The 25,744-nt window shown below is 71.0% G+C and carries 26 protein-coding genes; 16 read left to right on the top strand and 10 right to left on the bottom strand.

Going from position 1 to position 25,744, the window contains the following annotated elements:
- Positions 1–112: 112 nt before the first annotated feature.
- Both ACIBKY_RS09310 and ACIBKY_RS09305 read right to left on the bottom strand, forming a co-directional pair.
- Positions 113–565 (bottom strand): MarR family winged helix-turn-helix transcriptional regulator, encoded by a 453-nt coding sequence (locus tag ACIBKY_RS09310; protein ID WP_397095788.1) that lies wholly within the window; start codon positions 563–565, stop codon positions 113–115.
- A gap of 13 nt (positions 566–578) precedes the next feature.
- Positions 579–929, bottom strand: a complete 351-nt coding sequence (locus ACIBKY_RS09305; protein WP_397095787.1) for a DoxX family protein — start codon at positions 927–929, stop codon at positions 579–581.
- A 298-nt stretch (positions 930–1,227) separates the two neighbouring features.
- Between ACIBKY_RS09305 and ACIBKY_RS09300 the strand changes: the two genes are divergently transcribed.
- The 3 genes from ACIBKY_RS09300 to ACIBKY_RS09290 all read left to right on the top strand — a co-directional run bounded on the left by ACIBKY_RS09300 (position 1,228) and on the right by ACIBKY_RS09290 (position 5,933).
- Positions 1,228–3,879, top strand: coding sequence for a M4 family metallopeptidase (locus tag ACIBKY_RS09300; RefSeq protein ID WP_397095785.1), 2,652 nt, complete (start codon positions 1,228–1,230; stop codon positions 3,877–3,879).
- 115 nt (positions 3,880–3,994) lie between these two features.
- On the top strand, positions 3,995–4,777 hold the full coding sequence (gene thyX / locus ACIBKY_RS09295; RefSeq protein ID WP_397095783.1) for an FAD-dependent thymidylate synthase: 783 nt from the start codon (positions 3,995–3,997) through the stop codon (positions 4,775–4,777).
- A gap of 61 nt (positions 4,778–4,838) precedes the next feature.
- A complete protein-coding gene (locus ACIBKY_RS09290; protein ID WP_397095782.1) occupies positions 4,839–5,933 on the top strand; it encodes a serine hydrolase domain-containing protein in 1,095 nt (364 codons plus the stop codon).
- A gap of 36 nt (positions 5,934–5,969) precedes the next feature.
- Here ACIBKY_RS09290 and ACIBKY_RS09285 read toward each other — a convergent pair whose 3' ends face one another.
- Together ACIBKY_RS09285 and ACIBKY_RS09280 are read right to left on the bottom strand one after the other, a co-directional pair.
- Entirely contained in the window at positions 5,970–6,275 is a 306-nt protein-coding gene (locus tag ACIBKY_RS09285; RefSeq protein WP_184963241.1) for a molybdopterin synthase sulfur carrier subunit, read from the bottom strand.
- A 3-nt stretch (positions 6,276–6,278) separates the two neighbouring features.
- Positions 6,279–7,358, bottom strand: coding sequence for a WD40/YVTN/BNR-like repeat-containing protein (locus tag ACIBKY_RS09280; RefSeq protein ID WP_397095780.1), 1,080 nt, complete (start codon positions 7,356–7,358; stop codon positions 6,279–6,281).
- 166 nt (positions 7,359–7,524) lie between these two features.
- Here ACIBKY_RS09280 and ACIBKY_RS09275 point away from each other — a divergent pair, with 166 nt between their 5' ends.
- A complete protein-coding gene (locus tag ACIBKY_RS09275) occupies positions 7,525–8,301 on the top strand; it encodes a helix-turn-helix domain-containing protein (protein WP_397095778.1) in 777 nt (258 codons plus the stop codon).
- Positions 8,302–8,305: 4 nt separating this feature from the next.
- Here ACIBKY_RS09275 and ACIBKY_RS09270 read toward each other — a convergent pair whose 3' ends face one another.
- A complete protein-coding gene (locus ACIBKY_RS09270) occupies positions 8,306–9,424 on the bottom strand; it encodes a globin domain-containing protein (protein ID WP_397095777.1) in 1,119 nt (372 codons plus the stop codon).
- A 488-nt stretch (positions 9,425–9,912) separates the two neighbouring features.
- Here ACIBKY_RS09270 and ACIBKY_RS09265 point away from each other — a divergent pair, with 488 nt between their 5' ends.
- A complete protein-coding gene (locus ACIBKY_RS09265; protein ID WP_397095775.1) occupies positions 9,913–10,200 on the top strand; it encodes a hypothetical protein in 288 nt (95 codons plus the stop codon).
- Entirely contained in the window at positions 10,197–10,637 is a 441-nt protein-coding gene (locus tag ACIBKY_RS09260) for a VOC family protein (RefSeq protein WP_397095773.1), read from the top strand. The genes ACIBKY_RS09265 and ACIBKY_RS09260 overlap by 4 nt, the downstream gene beginning before the upstream one ends.
- A gap of 123 nt (positions 10,638–10,760) precedes the next feature.
- On the opposite strand, the gene ACIBKY_RS09255 is transcribed toward ACIBKY_RS09260, so the two are convergent.
- From ACIBKY_RS09255 to ACIBKY_RS09245, 3 genes are all read right to left on the bottom strand, one after another.
- Positions 10,761–12,005: a hypothetical protein gene (locus ACIBKY_RS09255; RefSeq protein ID WP_397095771.1), complete on the bottom strand. Its 1,245-nt coding sequence runs from the start codon at positions 12,003–12,005 to the stop codon at positions 10,761–10,763.
- Between the two features lie 217 nt (positions 12,006–12,222).
- Positions 12,223–14,190, bottom strand: a complete 1,968-nt coding sequence (locus ACIBKY_RS09250) for an ABC1 kinase family protein (RefSeq protein WP_397095769.1) — start codon at positions 14,188–14,190, stop codon at positions 12,223–12,225.
- 2 nt (positions 14,191–14,192) lie between these two features.
- A complete protein-coding gene (locus ACIBKY_RS09245; RefSeq protein WP_397095767.1) occupies positions 14,193–14,816 on the bottom strand; it encodes a PadR family transcriptional regulator in 624 nt (207 codons plus the stop codon).
- A gap of 336 nt (positions 14,817–15,152) precedes the next feature.
- On the opposite strand from ACIBKY_RS09245, the gene ACIBKY_RS09240 reads away from it, so the two are divergent.
- The 6 genes from ACIBKY_RS09240 (at position 15,153) to ACIBKY_RS09215 (ending at position 20,405) form a co-directional block, all read left to right on the top strand.
- Positions 15,153–16,625, top strand: coding sequence for an ATP-binding protein (locus ACIBKY_RS09240; protein ID WP_397095766.1), 1,473 nt, complete (start codon positions 15,153–15,155; stop codon positions 16,623–16,625).
- Between the two features lie 71 nt (positions 16,626–16,696).
- A complete protein-coding gene (locus tag ACIBKY_RS09235) occupies positions 16,697–17,101 on the top strand; it encodes a roadblock/LC7 domain-containing protein (RefSeq protein ID WP_397095765.1) in 405 nt (134 codons plus the stop codon).
- Positions 17,098–17,460, top strand: coding sequence for a DUF742 domain-containing protein (locus tag ACIBKY_RS09230; RefSeq protein ID WP_397095763.1), 363 nt, complete (start codon positions 17,098–17,100; stop codon positions 17,458–17,460). The genes ACIBKY_RS09235 and ACIBKY_RS09230 overlap by 4 nt, the downstream gene beginning before the upstream one ends.
- The gene (locus ACIBKY_RS09225) at positions 17,438–18,028 is read left to right on the top strand and encodes a GTP-binding protein (protein WP_397095762.1); all 591 of its coding nucleotides are present in this window, start codon (positions 17,438–17,440) and stop codon (positions 18,026–18,028) included. Before ACIBKY_RS09230 ends, ACIBKY_RS09225 begins: the two co-directional genes overlap by 23 nt.
- Complete coding sequence (locus tag ACIBKY_RS09220) at positions 18,025–19,200, top strand: cytochrome P450 (RefSeq protein ID WP_397095761.1); 1,176 nt, start codon at positions 18,025–18,027, stop codon at positions 19,198–19,200. The genes ACIBKY_RS09225 and ACIBKY_RS09220 overlap by 4 nt, the downstream gene beginning before the upstream one ends.
- Positions 19,200–20,405 carry a cytochrome P450 gene (locus ACIBKY_RS09215; protein WP_397095759.1) on the top strand — a complete coding sequence of 402 codons (1,206 nt, stop codon included), beginning with the start codon at positions 19,200–19,202 and terminating at the stop codon, positions 20,403–20,405. The genes ACIBKY_RS09220 and ACIBKY_RS09215 overlap by 1 nt, the downstream gene beginning before the upstream one ends.
- Here the strand turns inward: ACIBKY_RS09215 and ACIBKY_RS09210 are convergent.
- Entirely contained in the window at positions 20,402–20,884 is a 483-nt protein-coding gene (locus ACIBKY_RS09210) for a nuclear transport factor 2 family protein (RefSeq protein ID WP_397095757.1), read from the bottom strand. The genes ACIBKY_RS09215 and ACIBKY_RS09210 overlap by 4 nt on opposite strands.
- Positions 20,885–20,972: 88 nt before the next feature.
- Here ACIBKY_RS09210 and ACIBKY_RS09205 point away from each other — a divergent pair, with 88 nt between their 5' ends.
- The 4 genes from ACIBKY_RS09205 (at position 20,973) to ACIBKY_RS09190 (ending at position 24,400) form a co-directional block, all read left to right on the top strand.
- Positions 20,973–21,863, top strand: coding sequence for a LysR family transcriptional regulator (locus ACIBKY_RS09205; RefSeq protein ID WP_397095756.1), 891 nt, complete (start codon positions 20,973–20,975; stop codon positions 21,861–21,863).
- A gap of 143 nt (positions 21,864–22,006) precedes the next feature.
- Positions 22,007–22,690, top strand: coding sequence for a gamma-glutamyl-gamma-aminobutyrate hydrolase family protein (locus ACIBKY_RS09200; protein ID WP_397095754.1), 684 nt, complete (start codon positions 22,007–22,009; stop codon positions 22,688–22,690).
- A gap of 10 nt (positions 22,691–22,700) precedes the next feature.
- Positions 22,701–23,621 (top strand): alpha/beta hydrolase, encoded by a 921-nt coding sequence (locus tag ACIBKY_RS09195; protein ID WP_397095752.1) that lies wholly within the window; start codon positions 22,701–22,703, stop codon positions 23,619–23,621.
- Positions 23,618–24,400 carry an enoyl-CoA hydratase/isomerase family protein gene (locus tag ACIBKY_RS09190; protein WP_397095750.1) on the top strand — a complete coding sequence of 261 codons (783 nt, stop codon included), beginning with the start codon at positions 23,618–23,620 and terminating at the stop codon, positions 24,398–24,400. The genes ACIBKY_RS09195 and ACIBKY_RS09190 overlap by 4 nt, the downstream gene beginning before the upstream one ends.
- A 132-nt stretch (positions 24,401–24,532) precedes the next feature.
- Here ACIBKY_RS09190 and ACIBKY_RS09185 read toward each other — a convergent pair whose 3' ends face one another.
- Positions 24,533–25,714 carry an acyl-CoA dehydrogenase family protein gene (locus tag ACIBKY_RS09185; protein ID WP_397095749.1) on the bottom strand — a complete coding sequence of 394 codons (1,182 nt, stop codon included), beginning with the start codon at positions 25,712–25,714 and terminating at the stop codon, positions 24,533–24,535.
- Between the last annotated feature and the right edge of the window lie 30 nt (positions 25,715–25,744).

The raw sequence follows: 25,744 nt of genomic DNA, 5'->3' as shown, positions 1-25,744 counted from the left end.
CGGGCGCCGCCGGGTTCGTGGACGGGCGCGCGGGCCGCCGAGGCCGAGATGCCCGATGAGGTGAGCCGGCGGCGTGTGAGCCCGGGGGTGGCGGCGGGCGGGGTGTCCGGGGTCAGGTGGGGTCGAGGCAGGCGCCCAGGTTGGCGCCGACGGTTTGCATGGCTTCGGCCAGCGCGTTGACCTGGTCCCGGGTCAGGTGGTCGAACAGGACCTCGCGCAGCGCCTTCGCGTGGGCCGGGGCGATCTCGGCGATCAGGGCGCGGCCGGTGTCGGTGAGTTCGGCGACCGTGGCCCGGCCGTCGTGCTCGTCGGGGCGCAGCCGCACGTACCCCCGCTCCACCAGCTTCCCGATCCGGTGGCTCAACCGGCTGATGGACACGTTGGAGGTCGCGGCCAGGTCGGACAGCCGCTTGGGGGCCGATTCCAGCGAGCACAGGAAGCCGTACTCGATGTGCACCAGCCCATGCGCGCGGAACGTACGCTCCACCTGCGGAATGCCGAGCAGGAACACGGCCATGAGTCCGTGCCAGGCGCGCTGCTCGTCGGCGTCGAGGCCCTCGATCAAAGAACTCCCAGCGTCAGAACCGTCCGATGGCGATGACGACCGCCACCGCCAGCAGTACCAGGTTAATGGCGAAGTTCTCCTTGCGCCGCACATGTACGCCCGCCGCGACGACCATCGTGACCGCCAGGCCGGCGGCGGCCAGCGGCGTGAGGATGGGCGCGATGCCGGTGGCCCAGGGGAGCACGAGGCCGAGCGCGCCGAGGAACTCGACGAGGCCGACGAGCCGGAGCTGTCCCTGGGTGAAGTCGTCCACGTACGGCATGCGCTCCCTGACCCGCTCCTTCGCCACGACCATCTTGCCGACGCCAATGGCGGCGAAGGCGAGGGCGAGCAGGATCTGGAGGATCCAGAGGACCACGTCCATTGGTTGTCCCTTCAAGTTATTACGGTGAGTCAGACTGTAACTCCGAAAACTTGAAGGGACAACCTTTTGGGAGGGGTTGCGGCCGTGCCCGAGTCCGTATCGTGACCGTCCCGATCACCGGGCGGCCACCCCGCGGCCCGCGACGGCAATGGGGCCGTAACTCCCCCGCACACATCTACGCGAGGCCGGAGAAAAGCGAAATTTCCTGACTGGTGATATTGAATCGTGACCCGCCGGTCAGTCAGGGCAAGGCGATGATCAAGACGCCAGAACCCCTTACGCAACACCTGGAGGTGTCGTGTCCTGGCGTCCCATCACATCATCGGCTCTTGCCCTCTCGCTCGCGTTAGCCACCCCCCTGGCCGTCCAGGCCCCGGCCCACGCCGCCGACCCGCCGGCCGTCGAGCCCCGCGCCGGCACCGACGCCCCCGCCGAGGTGAGCGGCCTGGCCGAAGCGGCAGCCGGAGGCGACCTCGCGACCGCGGCCAAGAACCACCTGAAGAACGCCCGCTACCACCTCGACCCCGCCGACCTCACCCCGATCCAGACCGTCACCGACGGCCGGGACACCACCGTCAGGTTCGCCCAGAAACACCGCGGCCTGCCGGTCCTCGGCGGCCAGTACCTCGTGCACTTCCGCGGCGGCGGCGCCGCCCGGCAGGTCACCGGCGCCGGCGGGCGCTTCCTCACCGAGCTGAGCGTGGACACCACGCCCAAGCTGACCGCCGAGTCGGCCGGCCGGATCGCGCTGACCCACTTCGTCACCGACCCGCTCGCCCGCCGCGCCGTGAAGACCGGCCAGGGCAGCCTCGTCGTCGTCCCGCGCGGCACCAAGGGCCGCCTGGCCTGGAAGCTCCCGATGACCGGCCTCGACCGGGCCAGGAAGAAGCTCCTCGCCTTCGACGCCTACATCGACGCCCACTCCGGCCAGCCGCTCCAGGCCATCAGCCGGATCCAGATGGAGGGCCCCGCCACCGGTTCCGGAACCGCCTCGGACGGCCGGGCCGTACCCCTGAACCTCTACCAGCGCGCCGACGGCGTCTACGAGACCCGCGACCGCGCGCGCCCGATGTGGAACGGCACGAGCGGCGAGATCCTCACCTACGACGCGAACAAGGGCGACCTGTTCGACTACCTCGTGCCCGGCATCCCGCCCGGCGCGAAGCTGGCCGAGTCGCCCACGCCCGTCTTCGGGCCCGGCCACACCGAGAGCGGCGCGGCCGACGCTCACTGGGGCACCGGCAAGGTCTACGAGTACTACCGCGGGCTCGGCCGGGAAGGGCTCGACGGCAAGGGCGGCTCGATGCTGTCCGTCGTCAACGTCACCTTCTTCGGCGAACCGTTCGAGAACGCCCTGTGGGACGGCACCAAGATGGTGTACGGCGGAGGCGGCCCCACCTACCACTCCCTCGCCGCCGGCCTCGACGTCGTCGGCCACGAGATGACCCACGGCGTCATCACCAACAGCGCGAACCTCGCCTACTTCGGCCAGTCGGGCGCCATGAACGAGGGCCTGGCCGACTACTTCGGCAACGCCATCGAGGTCGACGCGCTCGGCGTCCCGATGAGCCACCCCGACGCGAGCCTGCTCGGCGACCGGCTGTGCAAGACGCTGCCGCCCGGGGAGTGCGCCATCCGCGACCTCGACGACGGCCGCTCGGCCGCCAAGGACTGGATCGGCGTCGGCGTCAGCCTCGACGGCGGCGGCGTCCACCTGAACTCCACGATTTTCTCCGGCGCGCTCTGGGACATCCGCGAGAAGCTCGGAGCGAAGGCCGACAAGGTCGTCTACAAGGCGCTGACGGAGTACATGACGCCCATCGACGACTTCGCCGACGGCCGACGCGCCGTCGAGTCCGCCGCCCGCGCGCTCGGGGTGTCGCTGCACGACCGGGTGACGATCGCCCTGGCCTTCGAGCGCCACGGCATCCGGCGCGGCTGGGAGCGCGGCATCCGCACCGACAGCCGCGTGCTGGTCGACAACATCAGCGACGGCGGCTCCCGCGCCGACGTGGCCGGCGACCGGTACGTGGTCGGCAACTCCTCGCCCGACGCGTCCGAGCCGACCTCGATCCTCACCGGCCGTGTCCGGGGCGGCAAGCCCGTCAAGCTGTCACAGAACGACGACTGGAACTTCGGCCCGGTCATCGACGGCCGGCGGGCGGTGTGGGCGGGATTCGACGCCGGCACCGGCACGTACCGGATCGTCACCCGGCCGCTGGACGGCAGCGCGCCCGAGCAGGTCGTCGCCGAGGTGTCCACGCCCCTCGGCGTGGTGACCGCCTCCGGTGACGCCGTCGCCTGGGAGTCCTTCGACCCGGCCACGGGCGAGACCGAGACATGGCTGAAGAAGGGCGCCGCCGCGCCGGTCAACCTCACCGCGGCCGCCGGCGTGCTCGGCGTCCAGCCCGCGCTGAAGGGCGGCAAGCTGTCCTACCTGCGGGTCTGGAGCGCAGGCGGGAAGACGCACACCGCGCCCGCCGTGTACGACGTGGCCACCGGCACCGAGACGCTGCTGCCCGAGGTGCCCTCAACGGGCCAGGAGCCGTCGTCCTCGGCCCCGCCCGTGCTCACCTCCAAGCACCTCGTGTGGTACGCGGACGCCGACGCCGACAACGTCTACGGGCTGGTGCGGGCCAACCACGACGGCACCGGCCTGACCTGGCTGGTGCCCGACGGGCCGAAGGCGCTGCTGCCCAGCACCATCGACGCCAACGACGACATCGTCACCGTCGGCGTCAACCCGCACGGCGACGGCACGCTCACCAACGCCAACCTGCCCAAGTTGTTCCAGCTGCCCCTCGCGGGCGGGCCCCTGACCCGCTTCTCCTGCAACAGGGGTGACCAGTTCGCCAACACCTCCGGTGACGGCGCGCTCACGGCCTGGATCGACGGCTCCGCCGGAGACACCGATCTGGTCTACCGCGAGCGGCCCGCCGGCCGCTGCTGACACCCTTCCGGCCGCCCGCCGTACCCCATCTCCCGGAGGTACGGCGGGCAAGTCGCGAACCGACCCCCGGACCTGGTTTGCTAGGGCCGTCACATCGCCAAGCCGGGGGGCTGCCATGCACGCCGTCGAACCAGAGGTCTTTATCGTCGCCCGTCCCGAACTCGACTACGACGAGCTGGCCCGCTATCTCGGTGAGGTGGGCGGCACGGCGTGGCTGGAACGGCTGGACCGCGGCGACCTCGACGCCCAGAACCTCGCCGAGTTCGCCGGGCGGCTGTGCTACCGCTCCTTCGAGCCCGGCCTCAACCCCAACGTGGTACGCATCCGCAAGGACCAGACCGAGTACCTGCGGAACATCCTGGCCAGCGCCCACGGCTCGGTCCTTGAGCACGTCAGCTTCAGCTTCGTGCTCCACAACGTCAGCCGCGTGCTCACGCACGAACTCGTCCGCCACCGGCCCGGCGTGGCGATCTCGCAGGAGTCGCTGCGTTTCGTCCGGCTGACCGAGCTGCCCTTCTGGTTCCCCGACTGGGCCCGTGAGGACCCCGAGCTGATGAAGCGGGCCGGTGCGGTGCTGGAGCAGCTGGAGGAGTTCCAGGGGTGGATGGCCGGGCACTTCGGCCTCGACGAGGAGGGCGTGCCGTTCTCGGAGAAGAAGCACCGCACCTCCTTCATGCGGCGCTTCGCCCCCGAGGGCGTGGCCACCGGCCTGGTGTGGACGGCCAACGTGCGCACACTGCGCCACACCATCGAGGCGCGCACGGCGGTCGGCGCGGAGGAGGAGATCCGCATGCTCTTCCAGCGCATCGGCGAGCTGATGAAGAAGGAGGCGCCGGCGCTGTTCGGCGACTACGTGGTCGAGGACGGCGCCTGGGTCCCCGGCTGGCGCAAGGTCTGACCCCTGCACCTCCGGCGGAGTAAGGGTTTACGTCAGCGGGCGGCGCACCAACAATGGGCGTGTGCGCCGCCTGCTGATCATCCTCGGAGTTCTGGTGCTGGTCGCCGCCGCTGCCTACGGTGGCCTGTGGGCCAGCACCGGCCGTTCGCAACTGGCCAGGGCCTTCTTCTGGGGTGACTCGGACGTCGGTGACTGGCAGCGCTTCCCGTTCCGCAAGGTGGCCACGGGCACCCCGGCGCCGCTGCCCAAGCAGCCGCAGGCGATCCCCGGCCTGGATGAGCAGGCGCTGGCGGCGGGCCAGACGACCGCGTTCGTCGTGGTGCGCGACGGCAAGCTGCTGTACGAGGGCTACTTCAACGGCACCCGCCGCGACTCCACGCTGACCTCGATGTCGGTGGCCAAGTCGGTGCTGTCGCTGCTGGTGGGCGTGGCCGTGGGCGAGGGGAAGATCCGGTCGGTGGACGACCCGATCACCACGTACGTGCCGGAGCTGCGCGAGCGCGACCCGCGCTTCGAGAAGATCACGCTGCGGCACCTGATGGGCATGCGCTCCGGGCTGCGCTACGACGACGAGGGCACGCCGTTCAGCGACGACACCAGCACCTACTACAGTCCCGACCTGCGCGGTCTGGCCATCGACGACTCCGGCGTGGAGAGCGATCCCGGCCAGGGCTTCCGCTACAACAACTTCAATCCGCTGCTGGTCGGGCTGGCGCTGGAGCGTACGACGAAGGTGCCGGTCGCCACCTACCTGGAGCAGAAGCTCTGGCGTCCGCTCGGGATGGAGGCCGACGGCTCGTGGAGCCTGGACTCCTCCGACGGCTTCGAGAAGATGGAGAGCGGCGTCAACGGCCGCGCCGTCGACTTCGCCAAGCTCGGCATGCTCGTGGCCGAGCAGGGCAGGTGGAACGGCCGGCAGCTCGTGCCCGCCGAATGGATCAACGAGCCCAACACGCCGGTGGCCGCCCCGAACGGCTGGGCCGACGGCTACCAGTTGTTCTGGTGGGCCCGCGGTGAGGCCAGGATCGCCTCCGGCCGCTACGGGCAGGTCATCTACGTGGTGCCGGACAAGAAGCTGGTGATGGTGCGCTTCGGCGTGGACACCGGCGGGCGCGCCTGGCCGGCGTTCATGGAGTCGCTCGCCGAGAAGCTCTGATGACCGGCGCCCGCGCGAGCGCGGGCGCCGCGGCCGTCAGAGGGCGGGCAGGACGTAGACCTCGGCGCCCGGTGGGAGTTCGCAGTCGAGACGGCCGACGCCGTGGCCGTTCTCGCCGCACACGATCATGTTGATGTGGCGGCGGATGCTGCCGTACTCGTCGCGCAGCCGTTCCTCCAGCGACGGGTGGACGCGGCGCAGCGTGTCGAGCGCCGAGCCGAGCGTCGGCGGGGTCTCCGGGTCGGCGCCGACGGCGAAGACCTTCACCTCGCTCTGCCCGCTGACCCACCGCTGGAAGGCACTGGGAAGCACGAACACCACCATGGTGACGGGCCTGGCCATCGCCTAGAGCACCGCCGCCCGGACGGTCTGGACATCCGGCAGGTGCCCGGCGATCTGCGCCCAGCTCTCGCCGCCGTCGCGCGAGCCGTACACGCAACCGTCGCGGGTGCCGAAGAAGACGCTCGCCTCCGACGCGGTCATCGCGTCGCGCAGGACGGTGGCGTAGACGGGTGGTTCGGGCAGGCCCTCGCCGAGGGGGCGCCAGGTGTCCCCGGCGTCGTCGCTGCGGTAGACGCGGTAGCGGTGCTCGACCGGGGTGCGGTCCATGTCGGCCTGCAGCGGCAGCACGTAGACGGTGTCGGGCCGCGCCGGGTCCACCACGATCGGGAAGCCGAAGTCGGAGGGCAGCGGCGAGCCGATGTCCTTCCAGGACGAGCCGAAGTCGTCGCTGCGGTAGACGCCGAAGTGGTGCTGCAGGAACAGGCGTTCCGGGCGCGCGGGGTGGAAGGTCACCTTGTGCACGCACTGCCCGAACTCCGGGTACTGCTGGCCCTCCGGCATGAACGGCGCGCGGATGCCCTGGTTGGCCGCCTCCCACGAGGCGCCGCCGTCGGTGGAGCGGTAGAAGCCGCCGGTGGAGATGGCGACGCCGAGGATCTTCGGGTCGGTCGGGTGGTTCAGGATCGTGTGCAGGCACAGCCCGCCGCCGCCGGGCTGCCACTGCTCGCGGTGCGGGTGCCGCCACAGGCCCTCGACGAGTTCGTAGGTGACGCCGCCGTCCTCCGAGCGGAACAGCGCGCCCGGCTCCACCCCGGCCCAGACCACGTCGGGCTCGGAGGGCGAGGGCAGCAACTGCCAGACCCGCTCCAGCGTGGCGCCGCTGTCCTCGGGAAAGGCGATCGGCGCGCGGTCGGCCTCCTGCCAGGTCTGGCCGAGGTCGTCGGAGTACATGACCGACGGGCCGAAGTGGCCGTACTCGATGCCGGCGAGCAGGCGGGGCGTGGCGCCGCGGGTGTCGATCGCCACGGCGGGCACGGCGACCGTCGAGAAGTGGATCGGGCCGACCTCGAACGGGCCGCCATCGCCGGATCGCGCGAGGAACAGGCCCTTGCGGGTGCCGATCGCGAGTATGGCCTCACTCATGTCGGAGCTCCCATCGTTCGCATGTTCGCTTCTCGGCCATCGTGTCACGGCATGGCAGGTACCGCCGGTGACTGCGGGATTTGTACCGAAGGTCGTTCGCTTACCCGCCAGGTAATCGTGATACTTCCCCACGCTCGGTAGATTCCGGGTTATGGAAGCGCTTGCTATGCATGAAGAGTCCTTTGGTGACCTGCTGAGATCCTGGCGCCAGCGGCGCCGCGTCAGCCAGCTCGACCTCGCCATCGAGGCCGAGGTGTCGGCCCGGCACGTCAGCTTCCTGGAGACCGGCCGGGCCCGGCCGAGCCGCGAGATGGTGATGAAACTGGCCGAGGAGCTGGAGATCCCGCTGCGGCACCGCAACCGGCTGCTGGTCGCCGCCGGGTTCGCGCCGGTCTTTCGCGAGCGCGACGTCACCGCCCCCGAGATGGACGCGGTACGGCGGGCCCTGGACAAGATCCTGGCCGGGCACCAGCCGTACCCGGCGGTCGTCGTCGACGCGGCGTGGAACCTCGTGGCCGCCAACGAGGCGGCCGGGATGTTCATGGACGGCGTGCCCGACCACCTGCTGAAGGACCCGATCAACATCATGCGGCTGTCGCTGCACCCGGAGGCGATGGGCGGGCGCCTGCTCAACCTGCCCGAGGTACGCGCCCACCTGCTGCACCGGCTGCGCCGCCAGGCGGAGACCAGCGGCGACGGCCGCCTGGCCGAACTGCACGACGAACTGGCCGCCTACACCTACCCGGGCGTCGAGCTGAACGTCGCCGTCGTGCCCAGCCCGGCCGACATCCTGCTGCCGCTGCGGGTGCGGCACGGCGAGCGCGTGCTGTCGATGTTCACCACGATCGCGACGTTCGGCACGCCCGTGGAGGTGACGGTGTCGGAGCTGGCCATCGAGACGTTCTGGCCCAACGACGAGGAGACGGCGGCGTTCTTCCGTTAGGCGCTCACCGCTCCGACTGCGCGACGTCGCGGTGGATGCGCGACAGCGGGACGCCGCCGATCTGCAGGCGGCGCACGGTCTCGTTGACCATCGCGGGCGGGCCGCAGACGTAGACGTCGTGCTCGGACCAGGTGTGGAAGCGCTGGGTCACCTCCGGCAGGTGGCCGCGCATGCCGTCCCACGCCGGCTGGTCGGAGACTACGGGCAGCACGCGCAGCCACGGGAACGACGACTCCATCCTGATCAGATCCGGCAGGTCGTAGAGCTCCTCCGCGGTACGCGCGCCGTACAGCAGATGGATGTTGGGACGCCGGCCCGAGGCGATGACGTGCTCGATGATCGCCTTGATCGGCGCCAGCCCGGTGCCGCCCGCCACGCACAGCATGTCGCGCGCGCTGCGCTCCTCGGCCGCCATCGTGCCCATGGGCGGGCCGAGCATGACGGTGTCGCCGATGCGCGTGTGCCGGATCAGCGTGGTCGAGACCCAGCCGCCGGGCACCGCGCGTACGTGCAGGCGCAGGGTGTTGTCGGCGCGCGGGGCGTTGGCGATGGAGAAGGTCCGCCAGACGCGCGGCCATCGCGCCGTCTGGACGTTCACATACTGTCCCGCCGTGTACGGCAGGCGTTGCGTCGGCCGGAGTGTGAGGACGGCGATGTCCGGGGCCCGGCGTTCGTGGTCGATCACCTCGGCCAGCCACCACGCGGGCGAGACCCCGGCGTCGGCGGAAGCCGATTCGATCATGAGGTTGGCGGCGGCGGTGTAGGCGGCGACCCAGGCCGCCTCGATCTCGGTGTTCCACACGTCGGCGGCGAACCGCCTGATCGTGGCCAGGAGCGCGTTGCCGACGGCGGTGTAGTGCTCGGCCATCACGCCGTACTTGCGGTGGTCGCGGCCGAGCTGGCCGAGATAGGAGGCCAGGCTGCCGGGACTGTCCAGGCTCCACACGATGCGGGTGAGGGCGGTGAAGAGCCGGTCGCGCTGGATGTCCATGGCCGGCGGGAACATCCCTCGCAGGTGCGGGCTCTCGGCGAACAGCCGGCCGTAGAAGTAGGCGGCGGCTTTGTCGGCCACCGGTTCGACGACGGAGAAACTTTCCTTGACCAGGCGCGGATTCAACGTCATTTAACTGACCCCACTTTTCGGCCGGAATCTCATTCCGGTCGTGATGTTCACCTCCCTGACGGCTCCGGGTGACGAGCGCTCGACGGGCCCCGGCTCGGCCGATCGCTCGCTTTGGAGTCTTACATCACCGCGTTGGGGCCACAACCGTTTCACCTCAATATGGTGCGAACCACAACTATCCGTAACTGTAACGTTATTTTCCGCATTCACCTGGTTATGGCGGCGTACTTTAAAAGTGAAAGTTAATCGGATTCGCATTTCCGACCATTTCCCGCCCTCGACACTCCCATTCCGACCCTCCGGACCAGCCACCGCCCGCCCCTGCCATCAGTCAGCGCCACATTCGGGAGCTGGAACCCCCGCGCCAACTCCGGCCCTCCGTCGATACTGGCCCCCGTCACGCCGCTGCGTCCCCCGCCTCGTCTTCTGGCCGCGCGGCCGGGTTGCGGGAAGACCCTTCCCATGGTGTCCCCAGAGCGTTCGCGATCTTGACAGACCCGGACTCCGGCACATATAAAACCACCAGGTTATTGAACCGGAGGGTTATCGACATGGTGGCAAGCGGTACGCCGGACGCGACGTCCGGCCTGCTCAGTCGCGGCCGCGCCCGCGGCCGGCGGCCTACCGTCTGTGGGGTCGGCCTGCGCCCCGGCGGTGCCTGGCGGTTCGTCTCCACCGGCCCGGCCGGCGCCGAGATGGAACTCGGAGCCGGCGAAGGATACGACTGTCTTGCCAGCCTGCTCACCACCCTCATCCACGAAAGGCGCCATCCATGACCGGCACGCCCGCCCCCGCCAACGAGATCCCCCAGGCTTCCGGCAACCCACCCGTGCCGCCCGGCACGCTGTTGCTGGAGCTGGTGCCGGTGCCGGTCACCGATGTCGAACGGGCCAAATCCTTCTACCGGGACCAGCTCGGGTTCCGCCTCGACGTCGACGTCAACCCGAAGCCCGGTATCCGCATCGTCCAGCTCACCCCACCCGGTTCGGCCTGCTCGATCACCCTCGCCGAAGGTCTCCCCACCCTCGACATGTCTCCGGGAACACTGCGCGGTCTGCACCTGGTGGTCGCCGACATCGAGGCGTCCCGCGCCGAACTCGCCGAACGCGGCGTCGAGATCAGCGAAGTCGAGGACCTCGGCGGAGTGCTCTACGCGTACTTCGCCGACCCCGACGGCAACACCTGGTGCCTGCAGCACATGCCCTGGCGTTAGGTGCCGCTTCCCTAACGAGTCGTTGGATCTTGGGACGCGGAAGGGTTTGGCCGGCGCCACAACACCGGTCTGCTCACCGAGATGGCGCGCGAGCGCCGGCAGTCGATCAGCTTCGGCGGATCGCTAGCCCGCGCTGGGGTGAGACGGCTGTACCTCGTCCTTGACCGCCGGCGACTCCGCGTGGCGCTGCAGCTCGGTCAAGATGATGTCCGGGCGCGCGGTCAGGGCCGGGTTCCGACGCAGCGCTTCCACTTCCAGCTGGCTCAGCTCACGGCGTACCACCGACCCGCTGTACTTGACCACGAGCAGCGTCCCGTGGTGGATGATCGCCGAGTCCATGTCCGCGATGGCCTCCATCACCTTGGCGAAGGCTTCGGCTTCCTGGACGTTCACCTCGGCTTGGCGAGTGTCGAGCCCGTACAGTCCCGCGGCGCGGGCGGCGAGCGTCATGCCGTCGTCGAGATGATCCCCGGCATCCTTCTTCGCCCGGGTCAAGAAGGTCTTCCAGAGGGATCCGATGATCGGAATGCCTTCGTAGACGACCTCTGCGCCTTGCGCGGTCAGCCACTCGGTCACCGCTGACTCGACGTGCTCCTGCCGGTGCTCATGGCTGAGGAAGATCGTAAGAACGTGCGCCTGCGGCTCCTCCTCGGCCGCATGATCACGCAGCGCCGCCTGCTGAGCGATGTTGAAGCGCATCCGTACCTCGTCGGCCGCGACAACGGCGTGCGCGCTTCTGTGGTACCGGGACGGGACAGGAGGCTCGTCGTCGGGTGGCGAAGGGATCGGTGAGCGGGGATCTACCCAAGACTCCCGTAGCGCTGGAACACCGTCCTCGACGGGCCCGCCGGTCGTCCGCAGGAGCTGACGCGCGAAGCCGTAAGCCATGCGCCACGGCGCACGCCGCCGGCCGGGCTCCAACGTTCGCCGCAGATAAAGCTCGAGATCCGGCAGGTCCGGAAGGCCCGCGTCGGGCCGGAGCAGGGACACCTCCCGCCGGGAGGGCCCCGCTCCCCGTGCGTTGGCCAGGTCCTCCAAGGGATGCAAGATGCGCAGAACCTCTTTCACCGGATCGCCCCGATAGCCGGTAGGGCTCATCAGCGCGCCGGCGAACTGCAAGCAGGTCTGCCAAGCGGCGATCTCCGCCCCTGTGATGAGTGGGTCGAGCGTGACCAGCACCAACGTAAGTTCGACAGGGTTGGGTGGAGCTTGCCCGGTGAAGATCTCCTCCACCCGGCTCTGGGAAGTCTCCAGCCGGCCCGCCAGCGACGTGAGCGGAGTTGCCTCTTCCCCCGAGACCCCCGCCAGCTCGACGGCGAGTTCCTGAAGGGGCCGGATGCGGTCGAGAGCGGACATGGTTCCAGGCATGACTGGCTCCTGCCGTCTGAAGATGTCCACCTATCTTGAACCGCTGCACGTCGGCGTGTCATCGAAAGTCTTCAGGCGAGGCAAAGGGCCGGGCTGCTCTGCGGTCCGCGGCGGCCTGCACCCCGTCGTCCGGAGGACCTCGGGATGATCGATCTGGACGCGATCGCGATGAGCGCCCGGCCGCGATCGCCGCGGAGAGCGCGGGCGGACGCCCCGCCTAATCGGATCTCGGGTTGAAGACCAGGGCCAGCGACCGCAGCGCCAGGATGAACCCGATCAGCAACAACGCACCCCCGGCCACCGCCAGCAACCGGATGTTCGGCGTGATCATCGGCCCGATGTCCGCCGTGATCAGCATGATCGCGCCCAGTGTCGCACTGCCCGCCAGCACCGCGATCACGATCTGCTGCACCAGCCCGGTCAGGAACCGCCGGTCCCCGTCGTCGGCCAGCGGCCGTACGTTGAGCGAGAGCCTGCCGTGCTCCAGGTCCTCGACGACGTGGTTGATGCGCCGCGGCAGCCGCTGGAGGACCGGCAGGTAGCCGGCCAGCCGTTCCTCCAGGTCGGCCTTGACCCGGCCGGGCTCGACGGCCTCGCGCATCAGCGCGCGGCCCTGTTCGCGGGCCGCCCCGACCATGTCGACGTCGGGGCTGATCAGCGCGAGGGTCCCGTCGAGCGCGGCCAGCGCGCGGAAGGCGGCCGCGATCTGCGGCGGTACGGCGAAGCCGTTGTCGTGCACCACCCTGAGCAGGCTGCCGAACATGCCGCTCGACCCGCCGCGCCCGGTTCCGGTCCGGTAGCGGACCATGAGCTGCCCGATCTGCCGCTCCAGGTCCCGTTCGGCCAGGCCGCGCGGACGGTCGAGCAACTCGATCAGGGCGTCGGTGGCGGCGATCGCGTCATCCCGGTCCACGGCCAGCAGCAACATGCCGAGCGCCCGCCGCGTGGAGTCGTCGAGCCGGCCGACGGAGCCGAAGTCGAGCAGGCCGAGCCCGCCGTCCTCGTCGACCAGGACGTTGCCGGGGTGCAGGTCGGCGTGGAAGACGCCGGTGCGCACCTGCTGCCTGAGCACCTCGCTGAGCAGCTGGTGCGCGATCTGGGCGCGGCGTTCGCGGCCCAGGGCGGCCAGCACGGGTGCGGCGGCGCCGACGGGAGTGCCGCGCAGGCGGGTCATGACGAGCAGCGTGCCGCTGGAGTGTTCCTCGACGACCTGGGGCACCGCGATGCCGCCGTCGAGCGTGGCCGACACGGTGCGCAGGTTGTCGAGTTCGACGGTGTAGTCGAGTTCCTCCTCCAGCGAGGCGGCGAACCCCTTCGCCAGCGTGAACACCCGCAGCGAGCGCCCCCACGGCGTGCTGCGCTCCAGCCTGCGGCTGAGCCTGAGGATGATCTCCATGTCGGAGGCGACCTGGGCGCGGGCGCGCGGCCGCTGCACCTTGAGTACGACCTCGCGGCCGTCGAGCAGCCGCGCCGCGTGCACCTGGGCGACGGAGGCGGCGGCCATCGGCTCGGGGTCGACGGAGGCGAACACCTCGGCCACGGGCCTGCCGAGCGCCGCCCCGATGGCCGCCTCGATCGCGGGCCACGGCTCGGGTTCCGCCCTGGTCTGCAGGGTGGCGAGCTGGTCGGCGAACTGCCCGGGGATCAGGTCGCGGCGGGTGGAGAGCATCTGCCCGAGCTTGACGAAGGTGACGCCGCCCTCGTTGAGCGCCGCCTTCAGGGAACGGGCGAGTTTCGTGTCGCCGTGGTAGGGGTCGGTTCTGCGCCTGCCGCGCAGGTAGCCGCCGAGGCCGTGCCGTACCGCGATCTTCATGATCTGCGCGTAGCGGCGGGCCCGGCGGCGGCGGGCCCGCCAGCCCTTGAGCAGGTCGAGCGGGGACGGCAGCGTGCCGGTGGGGACGACCACCTCCAGCACCACGAGGGCGGTGAGGCCGAGGACGAACACCCACGCGATCACCAGGCTGAGGACGAGGTACGCGGCCGGCATCGAGACCATGATCCGGCCGTCGGCGACGATCCCGGCGAACTCGGCGAACGACGTGACGGCCGAGCCGATGGCGCTGGTCACGAACAGGCCGACGGCGATCGTGCGGGGCCAGCCGACCGGGATGCCGAGCGCGCGCCTGGCCACGACCGCGGCCAGCCAGGCGGTGAGGGCCAGGGTGAGGGGAGTCAGGAGGTCCATGCTCAGGAACGCCCCTCGTCGTCTTCGTCCTTCTTGTCCTTGTCGTCCTCGCCGGCCTTCCGCAGGGCCGCCATCATGCGGGACTCCTCCTGGTCGATCCAGCGCATGGTCGACTTCGTGAAGTGCTTGCCGTAGCGGAACAGGAGCTCGGGGGCGCCCAGGGAGGCGGCCTGTTCCGCCTCGGGCAGCTGGTCGCCGGGCAGCACCGCGTCGATCACCTTCTCGAACTGGGAGAAGATGTTCTTGCGTTCCTCCAGGAGGCGGCCGACGAGGTCGGGGCTGCCGCCGCCGGCGAAGAAGAGCTTGACGAGGTTCTCGTCCCTGATCTGGACGGGCGAGGACAGCGACTCCAGCCAGGTGCGCAGAGCGGAGCGGCCCGAGTCGGTGATCTCCCAGCGCTGGCGGGAGCGCGGACCCTCGGCCTCCCCGGCCGGCCGGATGAGCCCCTGCTCGGCCAGGTGGCGGAGCTGGGGATAGAGCTGGCCGTTGCTGATGCCCCAGAACGCCTCCATCGAGCGCTTCGCGGCCCGCAGGATCTCGTAGCCGGACTGCGCCTTCAAGGACAGGAAGCCGAGGATCGCCCAGGCGGTGGGCGTCAGCTCGGGCAGCTGATCATCTTGTGCCATGCGGTCAGCATAATGCGTCTGGGAGATATATGGACCGACGCGCTGACCTGCCCTCCGGCGCTCACGCGCCGGAGTGGCCATAGGTCTGCCAGGCATATGACGCCAGGGCGGGCGGGCCGCGGCCCGTGCGGGTCGCGGAAAGCCCCCACAGGCTGATAAATCATCGAAAACTGGGATAAAACCAACCTTTGCCATATATCTGACAGATAACGCGAGATGGATTGACTCAGCGTGTGAAGTCGGAATAATCGGATCTTGGTGTGTGAGTTCCTCCGCCGCCACAAGCGACACCCCGCAGGACGGCCACGCCTCCCATCCACCCATGCAAAGGTTGTCATGGCTTCCCCTCGCTCGCCCCAGCAGGCGCAGTGGCTCTGGCCCGTCACCCTGGCCCTCCCGATCCTCGCCGCGCTGCTGGCCTTCGCCGCCGCGACCGGCGCCGCCGCCTGGTTACCCGTGGCCGCGGGCGTGCTGGCGCTGGTCTGCGCCGTTGCCGTGGCCGCCGTCCGGTACGAGCACGGAGCCACGGTCCAGGCCCTGGAGCAGCGGGAGCGGGCGAGCAAGCAGCGCGAGGCCGAGTTCCAGCACCACGTCCAGCAGCGCAACCTCCAGTGGAACAACCACCTGGCCGCCCGCGCCGCCGCCCTCGACGAGGCGGTCAAGCACCTGGTCACCGAGCGCATCCCGGCGGTGGGGAACGACACCCCGGTGCCCCCGCCGTACCAGAACGGGGCCCTGGACGAGGAGGTGGCGGCCCGGCTGGAGGACGTGCTCGACGCCGTGGCCGGCTCCGCCAAGCAGGACAACGAGCGGCAGGAGTCGCTGCGGCTGGCCGTCGTGGCCCTGGCACGCCGGGTGCAGACCTCCGCGCACCGCATCCAGGAGACCGTCTCGCTCATGGCCGAGCGGCACCCGGGCAACCCGGACGTCCTCGAGGCCAGCATGCAGGTCGACCACGCCGCGGCCCAGCAGGGCCGCCACGCGCAGAGCCTGGCCGTGCTGTGCGGCGACTGGCCGGGCCAGCAGTGGCCCAAGCCGCTCGCGCTCGTCGACGTGGTACGCGCCGCCGCCTCACGCATCGTCGCCTACAAGCGCGTCGAGGTCTCCGGCGACCCCGACACCGCGGCCTCGGCCAAGGTCGTCGAGCCGCTCATCCACCTCGTCGCCGAACTGCTGGCCAACGCCACCCAGTCCTCGCCCCCCGCCACCACGGTGCTGGTGGCCATCCGCAACGTCCAGCGCGGCGCGGTCATCGAGATCGACGACGGCGGCGTCGGCATGGACGAGCACCACCTGGAGCAGGCCCGCGAGGTCGTCTCCGGCCGCCGTACCGTCGGCGTCGGCGAGGTCGGCGAGATCCCGCAGACGGGGCTGGCCGTCATCGGGCACTACGTGCGCCGCCACGGCTTCCTGGCCGACCTGCTGCCCTCGCCCTACGGCGGCGTGCGCGCCGTGGTGCTGGTGCCGACCGACGTGGTCGAGACGCTGGAACCGGTGTCGGCGCCGCCGGTCAGGGCGGCCCGCCCCGCCGTACCGGAGGAGAGGGCGCCGCACGCCGCCCCCCAGGATCCCGAGCTGCCCCGCCGTCGCTCCAAGCGCGGCGAGGCCGCGCCCCCGGCAGAGGGTACGGCGGGCGGCCTGTTCACCGCGGCGGAAGGCCCGGACGAGGAAGGCGCGCCCGCGGACCAGCCCGCACCGGCGCCCGCAGAGACGACACCCGAGCAGGCGGGCGCCTGGATGGCGGCCTTCTTCGACCACAACGCCGACACCGAGCCCGGCGACGACGGCGACGACGGCGACGGCGATTGACGGATGGGCGCTTGACGGATGGGCGCATGACGGATGGGCGCATGACAGATGGACAATCGACAGATGGACGAATGACGGAGGAACGGATGCAGCAGGACCAGGACTGGATGATCGGCGAGGTCGTCTGGGTCCCCGGCGTCAGGCACGTCGTCGTCCTCAGCTCCGACGGGCTGCTGAAGGCCCGCTCCGCCGCGACCCCGCGCGACGTCGCCGACCGCCTGTCGGCTGCCTGCTCGGGCCTGCAGTCGCTGGCGCAGAGCGTCGGCAGGGAGTTCGGCATGGACGGCGGCGCGGTCAAGGAGCTGATGGTCGGCTTCGAGGGCGGCTACCTGTTCGCGCGCTCGGCGGGCACCGGCTCCCACCTGGTGGTGATCACCGAGCCGGTGGTGGACCCACGCCTGATCGCCCAGCAGATGCAGGCCCAGGTCATCAAGATCGGAGAGCGGAACTTCAGCACCCCGGCCCGCAGGGCATGACGGACCCGGGCGACTACAAGGACCATGCGGTCCGCCCGTACGTGCTGACGCAGGGCAGGGCCCGCCCCTCGCGCAACACGATCGGCCTGGACACGCTGCTCGTGGTCACCGAGGCGGGCAAACCGCTGCCGGTCTCGGCCAGCCGCCAGGAACGCGACCTGGTGCGCATGTGCCGCAGGCTGCTGTCGCTGGCCGAGGCGGCGGCCTACCTGGAGCTGCCGCTCAGCGTCGCCTCGATCCTCGCCTCCGACCTGGTCGACTCCGGCCACCTGACCGCCCGCTCACGTATCCCCGAAGTCGCCCGGCCGTCACAGAACATGCTCAAGGAGGTGCTGGATGGCCTTCGCAGGCTCCGCTGACCGCTACCTTCCCGACACGGTCCAGGAATCGGTGAAGATCCTCGTGGTCGGCGACTTCGGCGTCGGAAAGACCACCATGATCGGCTCGGTCAGCGAGATCGAGCCACTGCGCACCGAGGAGACGATGACGCAGGCCAGCGTCGGCGTCGACGACCTGGCCGGGCTGGAGGCCAAGGCCACCACCACGGTCGCCATGGACTTCGGCCGCATCACGCTGAGCCCGCTCACCGCGCTCTACCTGTTCGGCACGCCGGGCCAGCAGCGCTTCTGGGACCTGTGGGCGGGGCTGTCGGAAGGGGCCGTGGGCGCGCTGGTGCTCATCGACACGCGGCGCCTCGAAGGCAGCTTCGAGGTGCTCGACCAGCTCGAACTGCGCGGCGACATGCCGTTCGCCGTGGCCGTGAACCTGTTCCCCGACTCGGTCAGGCACAGCAGGAAGGCGCTGCGCGAGGCGCTCGACCTGGCCCCGGACACGCCGATCGTCGAGTGCGACGCCAGGAACCGGACCTCCTCCCTCGACTGCCTCATCACGCTGGTCGAGCACGCCGTACAGAAAGAGAAGGCATGACAGGCATGACCACCCCGCTCACGGCCACCACCGACTACGAGGAGCTGCGGGCGCGGTGGGGTGACGTGGCCTGGGTCGAGCTGGAGCCCGGGGTGGGCGCCTGGCTCGTCATGGGCTACCAGGAGATCCTCACCATCACCCGCCAGGAGAAGCTCTACAGCCGCGACGCCCGCAACTGGCGGCTGTTCCAGGAGGGCGTGGTGCCGCCGGACTCGGGGCTCGGGCCGATGATGTTCTGGCGGCCGAACGTGATCGGCGCCGACGGCGGCGAGCACCGCAGGCTGCGCCGTCCGCTGGACGACGGCGTGGCCGCGATCGACCAGCGGCGCATGCGCCGCTCGGTGGAGGGCATGTGCGCGGACCTGATCGCCGGCTTCCGCGACAAGGGCAGCGCGGACCTGGTGGGGGAGTACGCGGCGGTCATCCCCATGCTGGCCATCGCCGACCTGTTCGGCCTGGACGTCACCCAGGGGCACGAACTGCTGGCGGCGCTGCGGGCGCTGTTCGGCAGCGCCGAGGACTCCCAGGCCGGCAACAGGAAGTTCGAGGAGATCCTCGGCGGCGTCATGCACGCCCGCCAGCAGGACCCCGCCGAGGACCTCACCAGCCGCTTCCTGCGTCACCACGACCTCAACGGCGACGCCGAGGTGCTGCAGTCGATGGTGGTGATGATCTCCGCCGCGCAGGAGACCACGACCACGTGGATCTCCCAGACGCTGCGCCTGGTGCTCACCGACCCGCGCTTCGCCGGCCGCATGCGCGGCGGACGGCTCGGCGTCGACGACGCGCTCGACGAGGTCCTGTGGCGCGACCCGCCGATGACGAACATGCCCGCCAGGTACGCGCTGCGCGACACCGAACTCGGCGGCCGGCGCATCGCGCGCGGCGACGCCCTGGTCCTGGGTCTGGCCGCGGCCAACGCCGACCCGGGCGCGCACACCGGCGACGCGGTGATCGAGCTCGGCAACCGGGCCCACCTGGCGTGGAGCGCGGGCCCGCACGCCTGCCCCGCCCCGGTACCGGCGCGCCTGATCACCCGCACCGCGGTCGAGACGGCCCTGCACCTGCTGCCCGACGTCCGCCTCGCGGTGGCGCCGGACGAGCTCATCCCGCACCCCTCGCCGTGGACCCGCTGCCCCGCGGCGCTCCCGGTCCTGTTTGGAGATCACTGATGGACGTCATCACGCTCGACCCGGCCGGAAGCGACCACCACGGCGAGGCGGCCAGGCTGCGGGAGGCGGGGCCGGTCGTGCGGGTGGAGCTGCCCGGCGGCGTCCGGGCCTGGGCCGTCACCCACCACGACCTGCTGGCGGAACTGGTCGCCGACCGCAGGGTGAGCAAGGACTGGCGCAACTGGAACGCCGTCCGGCGCGGCGAGATCCCCGACGACTGGCCGCTGATCGGCATGGTCAAGGTCACCAACATGGTCACCGCCGACGGGCGCGAGCACCACCGGCTGCGCAAGTTCGTCACCCAGACGCTGACGCCGCGCCGCGTGCAGGGCATGCGGCCGAGGCTGGAGCGGATCGTGGACGGGCTCCTGGACGAACTGCCCGGCCATGCCGCCCCGGACGGCACCGTGGACCTGCGCCCGCACTACGCCTACCCGGTGCCGATGCGGATGATCTGCGAGCTGGTCGGCGTGCCCGAGCACGAGCGTGACGAACTGCGCACGCTGGTGGACAGCATCTTCCGCTCGACCACCTCCCCCGAGGAGGTGCTGCGCACCCAGCGCGACATCTACCTGCTGCTGGGCCGCCTGGTGGCGGGCAAGCACGCCGCACCGGGCGAGGACCTGACCAGCGCGCTGATCGCCGCGCAGGTGGACGACCCGGAGCGGCTGACCGACGAGGAGCTGGCCGGGACCATCTGGCTCATGCTGGCCGCCGGGCACGAGACCACGCTGAGTCTCATCGTCAACGCCGTACGGGCGCTGCTGACCCATCCCGACCAGCTCTCCCTCGCCCTGAAGGGCGACGGGGCGACCTGGGCGGCGGTGGTGGAGGAGACGCTGCGCTGGGACGCGCCCATCGGCAACTTCATGGCCCGCTACCCCCTGGAGGACCTCACGGTGGCGGGGGTGACGATCCCGGCCGGCGAGGCCATCCTCGCTCCCTACAGCGCCGTGGGCCGCGACACGGCGCAGCACGGTGAGGACGCCGCCCGCTTCGACATCACCCGCGAGCAGCGCCGCCACCTGGCCTTCGGCGGCGGGCCGCACGTGTGCCTGGGCGCCGCGCTGGCCCACCTGGAGGCCGCGGTGGCCCTGCCCGCCCTGTTCGCCCGCCACCCCGGCATGTCGCTGGACGCCGCGCGCATCCCCCCGGTCCCCTCCCTGTTCTCCAACTCCGCCGCCACCCTCCCGGTCCGCCTCTAGCCGAAGATCGCGGGCGGGTCGCCGGTGTACCAGACGTTGTCGATGACCACCCGGCTCATCACCCAGCGCCCGTCCTCGCGTACCAGTTCCACGTCGTAGAGGTTCTTCAGCAGCGCGTGCACGCCCCGGTCGGCGGTGAGCACGTGCTGGGCCTCGACCATCGCGGTCAGGCGGGCGGTGCCGCCGGTGACCTGCACGCGCGGGTTGGTGACCTGGTGCGTGGTCGTCACCCGGCCGGCGAACTGGCCCTGGATGGTCGTGACGATCGTGTCCCTGCCCGACATCACGGGCGGCGCGGCCCCCCACTTCGCGGCGGCCGGGCCGAAGTCCAGTTCGGCGTCCGCGGTGAAGGCCGAGGCGAACAGCTCCGCGTCCCCCAGGTCCTGGCCCAGCCCGAACCGGTACAGGGCATCGGTGATCTCCGGCAGGTCGCGCGGGTCCGCGCCGTCCGCGAGCGCGCGGTCAGTAGTGACGTACATGTGATTCATCCTTGTTTCGTCCGTTCTCGTCATCAATGCGCGTCTGTGCAAGGATCATGAAGCGTGGTTTAACGGTCCGGGGTGGCATGTGGAGAGATACGAGCTGGAAGCCTTCCTGACGCTGGCCGAGGAACTGCACTTCGGCCGCGCCGCCGAGCGGCTGCACGTGTCCACCGCCCGGGTCAGCCAGACGATCAAGAAGCTGGAGCGGAAGGTCGGGGTGCCGCTGTTCGACCGCAGCAGCCGGCGGGTCGAGCTGTCGGCGGTCGGACGTCAGCTGCACGAGGAGATCCGGCCCGCCTGGGAGCTCATCGGCGCGGCCGTGGAACGCGCCATCGAGACCGGCAAGGGCATCACCGGCACGCTGACCGTCGCCTTCGTGGGCCCGGCCGGCGGGCAGCTCGTCGTGGGGGCGGCCGAGGAGTTCCGCGCCAGGCAGCCGGGGTGCGCGGTGGACATCAGGGAGGCGCAGCTCGGCGACGTCGTGCCCTGGCTGCGCGAGGGCGTGGCCGACCTGGCGCTGACCGGGTTCCCCATGGACGCGGCCGGCGTGGTGGCCGGGCCGGTGCTGGTGCGCGAGATGCGGATGCTGGCGGTGCCCGCCGGGCATCCGTTCGCCCGCAGGACGCGGGTGTCGGTCGAGGATCTGGCCCGGGTGCCCGTGCTGCGGCTGCCCGACTCGGTGCCGGAGTCGCACCGGGCGGACCGCACGCCCCGCCGTACGCCGGCCGGCCGGGCCATCGCCCCGGGTCCGGTGGCGGCGACCCTGCACGAGATCCTCACGCTCGTGGGCGCCGGGCGCGGCGTGTTCCCGGTCGGCGCGCAGACCCGGCGCTACCACCCCCGCCCCGACGTGGCCTACGTGCCGTTCGGCGACGCGGCTCCGGTGGAGTGGGGCCTCATGTGGCGGTCCGGGGGAGGGAGCGCGCGGGTACTGGCCTTCGCCCGCGCCGCCGGAGACCTCCTGTCCGCGAGCTGAAAAGTGGATCAACACGGGAGGCGAGGACAGAGGTGAGATTCGGGCGGGGATAGAAGTGACAGAACGGGATCTCCGGGAGAGCCGACATAACCGAAATGGTCTGCGCCATGATGGGCTTGAGGCCCCAACTCCCTGGAGATCGCATGTCTCGACCCCTGATCGGTATCACCGCCTACTTCGAGGCCGCCCGCTGGGGCGACTGGGTCAGGGAGGCCGTGCTGTCTCCGCCCTCGTATGCCAAGGCCGTCACCCGCGCCGGTGGCGCCCCCGTGATCCTGCCGCCGCTCGGCCTGCACGCCGTCGAGGACTACGTACGCGGGCTGAAGGGCATCGTGCTGGCCGGTGGCGTCGAGGTCGGCGCGCAGGCCTACGGCGAGGACGACGACACCAGGGTGGCCGAGCCGCAGGCGCACCGCGACCGGTTCGAGCTGGCGCTGGCCCGCGCGGCCGTCCAGGCCGACGTGCCCATCCTGGCCGTGGCCCGCGGCATGCACGTGCTCAACGTCGCCCAGGGCGGCACGCTCATCCCCTGGCTGCCCGACGTGCTCGACCACGAACGGCACGGCGAACAGGGCCCGCACGTGATCCAGGTGAGCGTGTCGAGCAAGCTGGGCAAGGCCGTGGGCGACAAGGTCGAGGTGGTGGCCCCGCACACCCAGTCGGTACGCAGGCTCGGCTCGGGCCTGCTGGCCGTCGCCTGGGCCGACGACCAGATCGTCGAGGGCATCGAGCTCCAGGGGCACCGTTTCGGCGTGGGCGTGCAGTGGCACCCGGAACGCGCGGAGGAGATCAAGCTCTTCGATGCGCTCGTGGAGGCGGCCCGCTAGGCTTCGGATCATGCCGCTGCATCCCCAGGCGCGGGACTTCGTCGCGCGCTTCCCGTCGGATCTGGGCGTCGACCCGGACACGCTCGATCTGGGCGCCATCCAGCGGATGCGCGCGGAGGACGGCCTGGCCGCCGAGCGCGGGCCGATCACGCACCTGCCGTTCGTGCGCGACGAGACGGCCGAGGGCGTGCCCATCAGGATCTACCGCTCCGACCGCGGCGAGGACGCCCTGCCGGTGGTGGTCTACTTCCACGGCGGCGGCTTCGTCTTCGGCAGCGTCAAGCGCAACGACGCCGTGGGTCGCGACCTGGCCATCCGCACCGGCGCCGTCGTGGTCTCCGTCGACTACCGGCTCGCTCCGGAGAACGTCTTCCCCGACGCGGCCGACGACGCCTGGGCCGTGGTGCGCGACGTCTTCGCCCGGCCCGCCTTCTACCAGAGCAACGGCCGCGTGGCCGTCATCGGCGACAGCGCCGGGGGCAACCTCGCCGCCGTGGCCGCCTGGCAGGCCCGTGACGCCGGGCTGAGCCTGGCCCACCAGGTGCTGGTCTACCCGGTCATGGACGCGGCGATGGACACGCCGAGCTACAAGGAGTTCGGCGAGGGCTTCGGGCTCGACGCCCGGGAGATGGCCTGGTTCTTCGCCCAGTACGCGCCGGGCGCCGAGGCGGCCGACCCGCGCCTGTCGCCGCTGCGGCTGGACTCCTGCGAGGGGCTGGCGCCCGCGACCGTCGTGACCGCCGGGTGCGACGTGCTGCGCGACGAGGGCGAGCGCTACGCCGAACGCCTGGCCAAGGCCGGGGTCGCGGTGGAGTCGCGCAGGTTCGACGGCGCCGTGCACAGCTTCTTCGGCCTGCCGGGGCTGTTCGACCAGGCGATCGAGGCCCGCGAGTACGTGGCGGAGCGGCTGCGCGGGGACCTGGCCCCGTGACCTACGCCTACGACAAGCTCAAGACCGACATGCCGGCCGACGGCGTGCTGCGCGTCACCATCAGCGAGCCGCGCCGCCTCAACGCCGTCGACATGGCCGGGCACCGCGAACTGGCCGAGATCTGGCGCGACATCGACCGCGACGACGCGGTCCGCGCGGTCGTGGTCAGGGGAGAGGGCAGCGCGTTCTCCGCCGGCGGCGACCTGTCGATGATCGAGGAGATGACGCTCGACCACGCCACCCGGCTACGCGTGTTCGGCGAGGCCCGCGACATCGTCTACAACGTGCTCAACTGCTCCAAGCCGGTCGTCTCCGCCATCCAGGGCCCGGCGGTCGGCGCGGGGCTGGCCGTGGCGCTGCTGGCCGACATCTCCGTCGCCGGGCGCACCGCCCGCATCATCGACGGCCACACCCGCCTCGGCGTCGCCGCGGGCGACCACGCGGCCATCATCTGGCCGCTGCTGTGCGGCATGGCCAAGGCCAAGTACCACCTGCTGCTGTGCGAGCCGGTCTCCGGCGCGGACGCCGAGCGGATGGGCCTGGTCAGCCTGTGCGTGGACGACGACCAGGTCCACGACAAGGCCCTGGAGATCGCGGTACGGCTGGCCGCCGGCGCCCAGGAGGCGATCCGGCTGACCAAGTACTCGCTCAACAACTGGCTGCGCATGGCGGGACCGGCCTTCGACGCCTCGCTGGCCATGGAGTTCCTCGGCTTCACCGGCCCCGACGTGCGGGAGGGCGTACGGGCGCTGCGCGAGAAGCGGCCGCCGAGCTTCTAGTCCGCCAACCGGCTCGGCGCCGTGTCGCGTACCTGCCGGAAGATGGTCGCGGTCCGGAAAACCGACGACCTCGCCGCGCCCGCCTGGCCGCCGTCACCGCGCTGGGACGGCGGCCGGAGCGCTCGCGCTGGCTCAGAAGCTGCGCGGCAGGCCGAGGACCTGGGTGGCCAGGTAGTTCAGGAGGAGTTCCTCGGTCACCGGCGCCACCTTGCCGATCCGGGCGTCGGTGAGCAGGCGGGCCACGGGGTACTCCAGCGAGTACGCCATGCCGCCGTGCGTCTGGAAGGCGGCGTCGGCCGCCTCCCACGCGGCCTGGGAGGCGGTCAGCTTGGCGATGTTGGCCTCTGTCCCGCAGGGCAGCCCGCGGTCGAAGGACCACGCCGCCTTGTACAACATCAGGCGGGCCAGCTCGATCTTGGCCTTGACCCGGGCCAGCGGGAACGCGATCGCCTGGTTCGCGCCGATCGCCCGGCCGAACACCTCGCGCTCCTTGGCGTACTCGACCCCGACCCGCAGCGCCACCTCGGCCCCGCCCAGCGCGGAGGCGGCCAGCAGGACGCGCTCGGGGTTGAGGATGTCCCACAGCACGAGCGCGCCCTGATCCACCTGGCCCACCACGCTGCTCGCCGGCACCCGCAGGTCGTCCAGGAACACCATGTTCGACGGCGTCGTGTTCGCGCCCATCTTGGGGATCGGCCGGTAGCTGAGCTGCCCGGCGGCCACCGCCTCCGGCACGTTCACCAGCAGCACGGTCAGGCCGTGGGTGCGCGGTTTGGCCTCGGCCGCCGGGATCGTCCGCGTCACCAGCAGCATCCAGGTCGCCCGCTGCACGCCGGTGATCCAGATCTTCTGGCCCCGGACCACGAACTCGTCGCCGTCGCGGCGGGCCGAGGTGGTGATGGCCAGGGAGTTCGACCCGGCGTCCGGCTCGGTCAGCGCGAAGCAGGTCTCGATCTCGCCCGTGGCCATCTTGGGCAGGAGCGCGGCCTTCTGCTCATCCGAGCCGTGCCGGGCGATGGTCAGCGCGCCGAAGCCGGGCGTCAGCACGTACGTGAACGCCGAGCCCCCCGCCGAGCCCGACGCCGACAGCGTCTCGGTCGCGACCGCGAGCTCCAGCAGCCCCTGACCGCCGCCCCCATGCTCCTCGGGTACGGCCAGCCCCAGCCACCCGCCCTTGGCCAGCTCCGCCCAGACCTCCTCCGGCCAGCGCTTCTCGGCCTCGCACCGCTGCCAGTAGTCCATGTCATATCGGGCGCAGATGTCGCCGACGCCGCGCTGGACGGCCAGCGCGCTCTCCGGAAGCGTGAAGTCCATCGGCCCATCGTAGAAGGAAGTTCTGGTCAG

This window comes from Nonomuraea sp. NPDC050394, from assembly GCF_044459065.1.
Classification (GTDB): domain Bacteria; phylum Actinomycetota; class Actinomycetes; order Streptosporangiales; family Streptosporangiaceae; genus Nonomuraea.
The sequence above is the reverse complement of the archived record's forward strand: the minus strand, read 5'-3'. Positions and strand labels throughout refer to the sequence as shown.

Bases quoted from the DNA above. Each gene is read 5' to 3' on its own strand.
- ACIBKY_RS09305 (WP_397095787.1), bottom strand. From the start codon at position 929: ATGGACGTGGTCCTCTGGATCCTCCAGATCCTGCTCGCCCTCGCCTTC.
- thyX (WP_397095783.1), top strand. From the start codon at position 3,995: ATGCACGCCGTCGAACCAGAGGTCTTTATCGTCGCCCGTCCCGAACTC.
- ACIBKY_RS09285 (WP_184963241.1), bottom strand. From the start codon at position 6,275: ATGGCCAGGCCCGTCACCATGGTGGTGTTCGTGCTTCCCAGTGCCTTC.
- ACIBKY_RS09280 (WP_397095780.1), bottom strand. From the start codon at position 7,358: ATGAGTGAGGCCATACTCGCGATCGGCACCCGCAAGGGCCTGTTCCTC.
- ACIBKY_RS09275 (WP_397095778.1), top strand. From the start codon at position 7,525: ATGCATGAAGAGTCCTTTGGTGACCTGCTGAGATCCTGGCGCCAGCGG.
- ACIBKY_RS09270 (WP_397095777.1), bottom strand. From the start codon at position 9,424: ATGACGTTGAATCCGCGCCTGGTCAAGGAAAGTTTCTCCGTCGTCGAA.
- ACIBKY_RS09260 (WP_397095773.1), top strand. From the start codon at position 10,197: ATGACCGGCACGCCCGCCCCCGCCAACGAGATCCCCCAGGCTTCCGGC.
- ACIBKY_RS09255 (WP_397095771.1), bottom strand. From the start codon at position 12,005: ATGCCTGGAACCATGTCCGCTCTCGACCGCATCCGGCCCCTTCAGGAA.
- ACIBKY_RS09250 (WP_397095769.1), bottom strand. From the start codon at position 14,190: ATGGACCTCCTGACTCCCCTCACCCTGGCCCTCACCGCCTGGCTGGCC.
- ACIBKY_RS09245 (WP_397095767.1), bottom strand. From the start codon at position 14,816: ATGGCACAAGATGATCAGCTGCCCGAGCTGACGCCCACCGCCTGGGCG.
- ACIBKY_RS09240 (WP_397095766.1), top strand. From the start codon at position 15,153: ATGGCTTCCCCTCGCTCGCCCCAGCAGGCGCAGTGGCTCTGGCCCGTC.
- ACIBKY_RS09235 (WP_397095765.1), top strand. From the start codon at position 16,697: ATGACGGAGGAACGGATGCAGCAGGACCAGGACTGGATGATCGGCGAG.
- ACIBKY_RS09230 (WP_397095763.1), top strand. From the start codon at position 17,098: ATGACGGACCCGGGCGACTACAAGGACCATGCGGTCCGCCCGTACGTG.
- ACIBKY_RS09225 (WP_397095762.1), top strand. From the start codon at position 17,438: ATGGCCTTCGCAGGCTCCGCTGACCGCTACCTTCCCGACACGGTCCAG.
- ACIBKY_RS09220 (WP_397095761.1), top strand. From the start codon at position 18,025: ATGACAGGCATGACCACCCCGCTCACGGCCACCACCGACTACGAGGAG.
- ACIBKY_RS09215 (WP_397095759.1), top strand. From the start codon at position 19,200: ATGGACGTCATCACGCTCGACCCGGCCGGAAGCGACCACCACGGCGAG.
- ACIBKY_RS09210 (WP_397095757.1), bottom strand. From the start codon at position 20,884: ATGTACGTCACTACTGACCGCGCGCTCGCGGACGGCGCGGACCCGCGC.
- ACIBKY_RS09200 (WP_397095754.1), top strand. From the start codon at position 22,007: ATGTCTCGACCCCTGATCGGTATCACCGCCTACTTCGAGGCCGCCCGC.
- ACIBKY_RS09195 (WP_397095752.1), top strand. From the start codon at position 22,701: ATGCCGCTGCATCCCCAGGCGCGGGACTTCGTCGCGCGCTTCCCGTCG.
- ACIBKY_RS09185 (WP_397095749.1), bottom strand. From the start codon at position 25,714: ATGGACTTCACGCTTCCGGAGAGCGCGCTGGCCGTCCAGCGCGGCGTC.